7 protein-coding genes are annotated in these 6,841 nt (G+C 69.9%); 5 read left to right on the top strand and 2 right to left on the bottom strand.

Translation table 11 applies throughout. The features are described from left to right. Nucleotides 1-55 precede the first annotated feature (55 nt). Entirely contained in the window at nucleotides 56-1,537 is a 1,482-nt protein-coding gene (locus tag ABZS54_RS41500; RefSeq protein WP_355548175.1) for an APC family permease, read from the bottom strand. Nucleotides 1,538-1,817: 280 nt separating this feature from the next. Between ABZS54_RS41500 and ABZS54_RS41505 the strand changes: the two genes are divergently transcribed. From ABZS54_RS41505 to ABZS54_RS41525, 5 genes are all read left to right on the top strand, one after another. Beyond that, nucleotides 1,818-3,266, top strand: a complete 1,449-nt coding sequence (locus ABZS54_RS41505; RefSeq protein ID WP_355548178.1) for an aldehyde dehydrogenase family protein — start codon at nucleotides 1,818-1,820, stop codon at nucleotides 3,264-3,266. A 268-nt stretch (nucleotides 3,267-3,534) separates the two neighbouring features. Continuing rightward, nucleotides 3,535-4,932 (top strand): FAD-dependent oxidoreductase, encoded by a 1,398-nt coding sequence (locus ABZS54_RS41510; RefSeq protein ID WP_355548180.1) that lies wholly within the window; start codon nucleotides 3,535-3,537, stop codon nucleotides 4,930-4,932. A 122-nt stretch (nucleotides 4,933-5,054) separates the two neighbouring features. Next, nucleotides 5,055-5,588, top strand: a complete 534-nt coding sequence (locus ABZS54_RS41515) for an Lrp/AsnC family transcriptional regulator (RefSeq protein ID WP_355548183.1) — start codon at nucleotides 5,055-5,057, stop codon at nucleotides 5,586-5,588. Nucleotides 5,589-5,636: 48 nt separating this feature from the next. Continuing rightward, complete coding sequence (locus ABZS54_RS41520; RefSeq protein WP_355548186.1) at nucleotides 5,637-6,005, top strand: hypothetical protein; 369 nt, start codon at nucleotides 5,637-5,639, stop codon at nucleotides 6,003-6,005. Beyond that, nucleotides 5,956-6,192, top strand: a complete 237-nt coding sequence (locus tag ABZS54_RS41525) for a hypothetical protein (protein WP_355548189.1) — start codon at nucleotides 5,956-5,958, stop codon at nucleotides 6,190-6,192. Before ABZS54_RS41520 ends, ABZS54_RS41525 begins: the two co-directional genes overlap by 50 nt. Nucleotides 6,193-6,218: 26 nt before the next feature. Here ABZS54_RS41525 and ABZS54_RS41530 read toward each other — a convergent pair whose 3' ends face one another. After that, on the bottom strand, nucleotides 6,219-6,713 hold the full coding sequence (locus ABZS54_RS41530; protein WP_355548192.1) for a topology modulation protein: 495 nt from the start codon (nucleotides 6,711-6,713) through the stop codon (nucleotides 6,219-6,221). Between the last annotated feature and the right edge of the window lie 128 nt (nucleotides 6,714-6,841).

The following is a 6,841-nucleotide window of genomic DNA, read 5'->3' on the forward strand; positions in this document are numbered from 1 at the left end:
CCCGTCCACCGGGGCCCCGCGCCAGGCGCGGGACCCCGTTCGACGTGGGTGGAGGTCAGCGGTGGTGCGCCGCGCCCGTGTCGGCCGCGTCGCGCGGGTCCTGCACCTTGGTGCGGTACAGCCACAGGGCCACGCCGACGATCAACACCCCGCAGGCGACCCCGAGTTCCTTGTAGCCGCCGTAGCCGGTGATGGAGAAGCCGGTCGCGCCGACCACCAGCACCACGGTCAGGAATGCGGCGAGGAGCCAGGCCAACGGGACGAAGAAGTTCGGCAGTCGGATCGGGCGGGCCAGATCCGGGCGGTCCTTGCGCAACATCGCGAAGCCGGAGATGGCCAGAATGTGGGTCAGGATGTAGCCCAGGTTGCCGGTCACGATGATCGCCAGCGGCGTCTTGAGCGCGATCAGGATCACCATGTTGACCACCAGCGCGATGAGCAGTGCCCGAGCCGGCACGCCGCGCTTGTCGAGCACGCCGACCTGCTTGATCGTGGTGCCCTCCTTGCCCATGTTGTAGAGCACCCGGGAACCGTCGGCCAGACCGGTGATCATGATCAGCAGCAGCGACGCGATCAGGAAGACCACCATCAGGTCGGCCGCGCCGCCCACCATGTCGTTGAACGCGCCGACGTAGAACGTGGTCGGGTCGAGCGCGATCGCACCCTCGCCGACGTACCCGGCCAGCGCCAGCGGCAGCAGGATGAACACACCCAGTGAGAACAGCACGCCCGCACGCAGCGCCCGGGAGGTGTCCTTGACGGTGTCCTTGTACTCCGGGGCGAAGGTCGCGCAGACCTCGACGCCGAACGACGTCCAGGCCATCACGTACAACCACACCAGCGACTCGCGGATACCCGCCGCGCCGTGCAGGTTCCAGTGCAGGTTGCTCGCGCTCCAGTCGCCACTGGCGAACGGCAGCACGATGAACACCACGAGCGGCACCAGGAGCATGCCGCCGGTGACGTAGACGACCCACATCGCGACGTGCAGGCCGAACATGGCCGCGCCGAACAGCAGCACGATCACCGCGAGGCCGACCACGATCGGGAAGGTCAGCTCGGCGATGCCCAGGTCCAGCGTCCAGTCCTGGCCCTTGAACCACTGGGCCTGGACCAGCGAGCCGATGATGCCCGCGTACACGGACAGCGCGGTGGTCCACGGGAACCAGTAGCCGATGCTGGCCAGCGGACCCACGAACGGTGCGCGCTTCTTCCAACCCTCGGTCGCATAGTGCGCGATGCCACCGGACGACTCGGGGAACATCGCGGCGAGCTCGGTGTAGATCCAGTTGGCGATCGTGGCCAGGACCATCGAACCGGCCCACAGCGCGATCGCGCCCCACGCGCCGAGTCCGCCGATCGACGCGCCGAGCGAGGCGATCAGGGCGGCGGGCATGGTCAGCGACATCGCGAAGCCGTCGTACCAGCGCATCTTCTTGGCGAGCGCGGGCGCATTCGCCGCGGTGCCGGCCGCTGTGGTGTCGGCCTGTGCGGGGCCGGTGGAGCCGGAGGCGGCCGGTTGAGTTGACGCGGTCATCTGTGTCCCCTTCGCGGGGTGGGAGCGGCCGGTGGGTGATCCCGGGGGACGGCCGCTTGGGGGAGGGGGTCGCGGGCTCCGGGGCGCCGCTGTCGGCGTCGTCGTCGGCCCTGCTGATGGCCCTGTTATAGATGCGAGTTTTCGACCGCGTCAAGGCTTCGTCTTTGTTCATTCGACAAATGAGACCTGTGAAAGTTGCTTATTGAGATCTATTGACAGGCCAAAGTTGCTGATGAAGTCTGAGCACACGCCGCCCGAGGACAGAGAGGGAACCCCCCGCATGAGCAGCAACGGCTCCGCCCGCCACCAGTTCTTCATCAACGGCGCCTATGTCGACGGCACCGGCGCCGAGGGCTACGACGTGGTCAGCCCGGTCACCGGCGAGTACGTCGCCACCATCCCGGTCCCCACCGCCGCCGACCTGGACAAGGCCGTCGCCGCCGCCAACACCGCGCAGCGCGCTTGGGCCAAGGTCAACGTCTGGCAGCGCGCCGAGCTGTGTCACCGCATCGGCGACGAGATCACCAAGCGTGTCGACGAGCTGGCCCGCCTCCAGACCCTCGAGCAGGGCAAGCCGCTCGCCGAGTCGGTCGCCGACATCGAGGAGGCCGCGCAGCTCTTCCACCTGCACGCCGAGGACGCGGTCCGGCTGCACGGCGAGACGATGCCCTCCACCGACGGCACCAAGCGCATGTGGACCTTCTACGCGCCGGTCGGCACGTGGGGCATCATCACCCCCTGGAACTTCCCGCTGCTCATGCTCGCCGAGTTCGTCGCCCCGGGCCTGGCCACCGGCAACGCGCACGTGGTCAAGCCGCCGGCCAACACGCCGCTGACCGTGCTCAAGGCGATGGAGGCGTTCGTCGCCGCCGGCGTCCCCGAGGGTCTGATCAACATCCTCCCGGGCGAGGGCGCCACCGGTGACGCGCTGGTGCGTCACGACGGTATCGACGCGATCGGCTTCATCGGCTCCTCCGCCACCGGCGCCAAGATCCAGGCCACCGCCGGCCTCAAGCGCTCGATCATGGAGTGCTCCGGCAACGGCCCGCTGGTCGTGCTGAAGGACGCCGACCTGGACGCTGCCGCCAAGGCCGCGGTCTACGGTGCGTACCTGTGTGCGGGCCAGGTCTGCTGCGCCACCGAGCGGGTGATCGTGGTGGACGAGGTGCACGACGCGTTCGTGGCCGCCGTATTGCGTGCCGCCGAGGACGTGGTGCTCGGCGACCCGTTCGACGCCGCGACCAACCTGGGCTCGCTCAACAACGAGGGCGTCGCCGCGAAGATGGACCGGCACATCGCCGACGCGCACGAGCGCGGTGCCAAGGTGCTGCTCGGCGGCAAGCGCCGCGAGGGCATGCCGACCGACCTGTACTACGAGTTCACCGTCGTGGACCAGGTGCCCGTCGACAGCCTGCTCTCGCGCGAGGAGTCGTTCGGCCCGGTCGTGCCGATCATCACCGCCGCCGACGAGGACGACGCGCTGCGGCTGGCCAACGACGACAAGCTCGGCCTTCAGGGCGCGGTGTTCACGAGCAGCATGCGCGCGGCCTACCGCTTCGTCGAGGAGATGGCGGTCGGCCAGGTCGTGGTCAACGACAGCACGTGCTTCTGGGACGTCAACATGCCGTTCGGCGGGGCGGGCAACCGCGGTACGGGTTGGGGTCGGATCGGTGGGAAGCACACCCTGCTCGACATGTCCGATCTGCGCACGGGTGTCATCAACCTCTGAGGGGTCCTCAAACGCCGGACCGGCTTTCGGCCTCAAGCGCCGGCCGGGCTGGGTTGGCCTCAAGCGCCGGCCGGGCTGTTTGGCCTCAAGCGCCGGCCGGGCTGGGTTGGCCTCAAGCGCCGGCCGGGCTGTTTGGCCTCAAACGCCGGCCGGGCTGTTTGGCCTCAAGCGCCGGCCGGGCTGTTTGGTGGTCCGGCCGGCGTTCGAGGGTGAGTGGGTCGCAGGTCGGACCAGTAGATATATCGGCCACAAGCCGCAAGGGAACCGCATGATCCCCAGCCACCGCACCGCGTTGCGCCGCACCGCCCAGGAACCGTTCTGGCTGGATCGGCCCGAACACCCGGAGCCGCTGCCCCGCCAGATCGGGGACACCCGGACCGACCTGGCCGTGGTCGGCGGCGGATACACCGGCCTGTGGACCGCGTTGATCGCCAAGCAACGCGACCCCGGCCGCGACGTACTCGTGCTCGAACAGGGCACCTGCGGCCACGCCGCCAGTGGGCGCAACGGCGGCTTCTGCTCACCCAGCCTCACCCACGGTCTGGCCAACGGCCTCCAGCGGTGGCCGGACGAGATCGACACGTTGCAACGCCTGGGCGCGCAGAACCTGGACGCGTTCGAACGCGACCTGGACACCCACGGCATCGACTGCGGCTTCGCCCGTACCGGCAAGGTCGCGGTGGCCGCCACCCCGTGGCAGGCCCAGGCGCTGCGCGCGTCGGTACCGGTCGCCAACCGGCACGGCGAGAAGGCCCAATACCTCGAACACGACGCGCTGCGGGCGTACGTCGACTCGCCGCTGTGGTCGGCGGGTGTGTGGCAGCCCGACTACGCGCTCCTGGACCCCGCCCGCCTGGTGTGGGGGCTGCGCCGGGCCTGCCTGGACGCGGGCGTGCGGATCGTGGAGCGCACCGAGGTCACCGCGATCGACACCAAGCCCACCGACCTGATCCGGCTCACCACCGCGTACGGGATCGTGGGTGCGCGCCGGGTCGCACTGGCCACCAACATCTTCCCGCCGCTGCTGCGCCGGCTCGGCCTGAGCATGGTGCCGGTGTACGACTACGCGCTCACCACCGAGCCGCTGACGGAAGATCAGCTGGCCGCGATCGGCTGGACCGGTGCGCACGGCGTCACCGACGCGGGCAACCAATTCCATTACGTGCGCAAGACCGAGGACAACCGCATCCTGTGGGGCGGCTACGACGCCATCTACCACTTCGGCAGCAAGGTGGACGAGGCGCTGACCCAGCGCCCGCAGACGTTCGACGTGCTCGCCGAGCAGTTCGCCGCGACCTTCCCGCCGCTGGCCGACGTCGCGTTCTCGCACGCGTGGGGTGGTGTGATCGACTCGACCACCCGGTTCTGCATGTTCGCCGGCACCGCCGCGGCCGGCCGGGTCGGCTACGCGCTCGGCTTCACCGGACTGGGTGTGGGCGCCACCCGGTTCGGCGCCGAGGTCGTGCTCGACCTGCTTGCGGGCACCCGGTCCGAGCGGACGGAACTCGAGATGATCAAGCGCAAGCCCATTCCGTTCCCGCCCGAGCCCGCGCGCTGGATCGGCATCCAGGCCACCCGCTGGTCGATGGCCCGCGAGGACGCGCACGGCGGCCGCAACATGTGGCTGCGTACCCTCGACCGGCTCGGCCTGGGCTTCGACTCGTGACCGACGCGAGCGGTCCCGGCGGGCCGGGTGCACCGGGGGAGCGAGAGGAACAGGGCAAGATGGCTGCCGAAGGTCGAGAGGACGTGCCGAACTCGGCGCCGCAGCACACCCGGAGCAGCCGCATGAACCCCGCAGGCCCGTTGGACGACATCGACCGGCGCATCATCGCCATCCTCCAGGCCGACGGCCGGCGAGCGTACAAGCAGATCGCCGAGGACCTGGGCATCCCGGCGTCCTCGGTGCGCTATCGGGTGCAGCGCCTGGAGGAGAGCGGCACGCTCCAGATCGTCGGCATCGCCAACCCGCTGACGATCGGCTTCGATCGGCTCGCGATGATCGGCATGCGGGTCCGGGCCGGGAGCGCCCGGGAGGTGTGCCGCGAACTGCGGGAACTGCCGGAGACGTCCTACGTGGTGATGGTCGCCGGGCAGTACGACGTGATGGTCGAGGTGATCTGCCGCGACACCGACCACTTCACCGACCTGCTCAACCGCCGATTGCTGCTGATCGACGGCGTGGTCTCCACCGACTCGTTCTTCGTCCTGGAAGTGCACAAGTTGGCCTACGGCTGGGGCGTCGGCGGTGTGGAGTCCTCCCTGCTCGACGCGCCGGAGATACCGCCCGGCTCGGGGTTGGACCAGCGCGACAACCGCTGAGCCACGGCTCGCACGCCGGCCCCAGGCCGCGGTGCCCAGACTCCGCGCATGACGGATGTACGGGTGGGGGACTGGCTGGTCGACGTGTCCGCGCCGCTGGGCAGCGGGCACTTCGCACGGGTGCTGCCCGCGCGCCGCGTGCGGGCCAATCCGGCCGGGATCGTCGAGCGCCGCGCGGTGAAGATCTACCACGCGCGCGGCAGCGCGGCCCAGCGGCAGTCCGCGCTCGCCGAGATCCGGGTCCAGGAGGAACTCCTGGGCTGCCCGCACGCGGTGGCGTATGTGGACGCGTTCGTGGCCGAGCAGGGCGAGTTCGCGGGCTGCCTGGTGCAGGTGATGGAGCTGGGTGATCGTTCGCGTGCCGGCATTGACGAACGACGGCCTGATCCTTCGCAATGTCAACCTGTTCGTCAATGAACTACCGGCGCCGCCGCCCGGGCGCTACACACATCTCGGCGGGACGGCCCGGCTGCCGCACCTGATCGAGATCTTCCTCGGCGACGACGAGGGTCGGCTGTGGCACATCTGGGCGCTGCGAGGCAACCACGGCGGTTGGCGTTGGCATTCGAAATGGCCGGAGTTCCGAACGGTGGCAGCACGCTGAGCGGTCGCCCCGGTCGCGATCTCGAATCAGGGCACCGTCGGCAGGTCGGTCAGCCAGCGCTCGGCCGCACGGTGTGTGGTGAAAGTGTGTACCGGTGTTCGTGGATCGGTGTGTTCGGCGATCAGGCGGCGGACCCGGGGGCGCACGGCATGGCGGTAGGCAAGCACGGAGCGCAGCACGCTCGGGTTCATCCGGTCGTGGCCGCCGGGTTCGGGGCGTCGGCGTCGGGCGAGCAGGTCGGTGATCGCGGCCGGTGGATTGATGTCCAGGAACACCACGGTGTCGGCGGCGGCCAACCGCATGGCCAGCGTCGGGGCATGGTTGCCCGCCAGAATCCAGCCGGGCTCCGCGATCAGCGCGCGCTGCGCCTCGGCGAACTCCTCGGCGGGCGCGAGCGATCGGTCCCCGCGGTGGTACAGGGTGTCCAAGTGCGTGACGGGGAGCCCGAGTCGAGTGCCGAGTGCATCGGCCCACCGGGTCCGGCCGGCTCCGCCGACCCCGACGACGACGATCTTGCGCATGGTCTCGCAGCCTACGGAGGCGGCCGACGCCGCATGACGGAAATCCGGGGAACCGACCCTATCGGGTGCGCCGATCCCACCCGAACGCGTCGTCGGGCGAGCGTCGGCCGGGCCGCGAACGGCCCGGC

Source organism: Embleya sp. NPDC005575 (genome assembly GCF_040605455.1).
GTDB lineage: Bacteria > Actinomycetota > Actinomycetes > Streptomycetales > Streptomycetaceae > Embleya.

Coding starts and splice junctions, on each gene's coding strand:
- ABZS54_RS41510 (WP_355548180.1), top strand. CDS start 3,535: ATGATCCCCAGCCACCGCACCGCGTTGCGCCGCACCGCCCAGGAACCG.
- ABZS54_RS41530 (WP_355548192.1), bottom strand. CDS start 6,713: ATGCGCAAGATCGTCGTCGTCGGGGTCGGCGGAGCCGGCCGGACCCGG.
- ABZS54_RS41515 (WP_355548183.1), top strand. CDS start 5,055: ATGAACCCCGCAGGCCCGTTGGACGACATCGACCGGCGCATCATCGCC.
- ABZS54_RS41505 (WP_355548178.1), top strand. CDS start 1,818: ATGAGCAGCAACGGCTCCGCCCGCCACCAGTTCTTCATCAACGGCGCC.
- ABZS54_RS41520 (WP_355548186.1), top strand. CDS start 5,637: ATGACGGATGTACGGGTGGGGGACTGGCTGGTCGACGTGTCCGCGCCG.
- ABZS54_RS41500 (WP_355548175.1), bottom strand. CDS start 1,537: ATGACCGCGTCAACTCAACCGGCCGCCTCCGGCTCCACCGGCCCCGCA.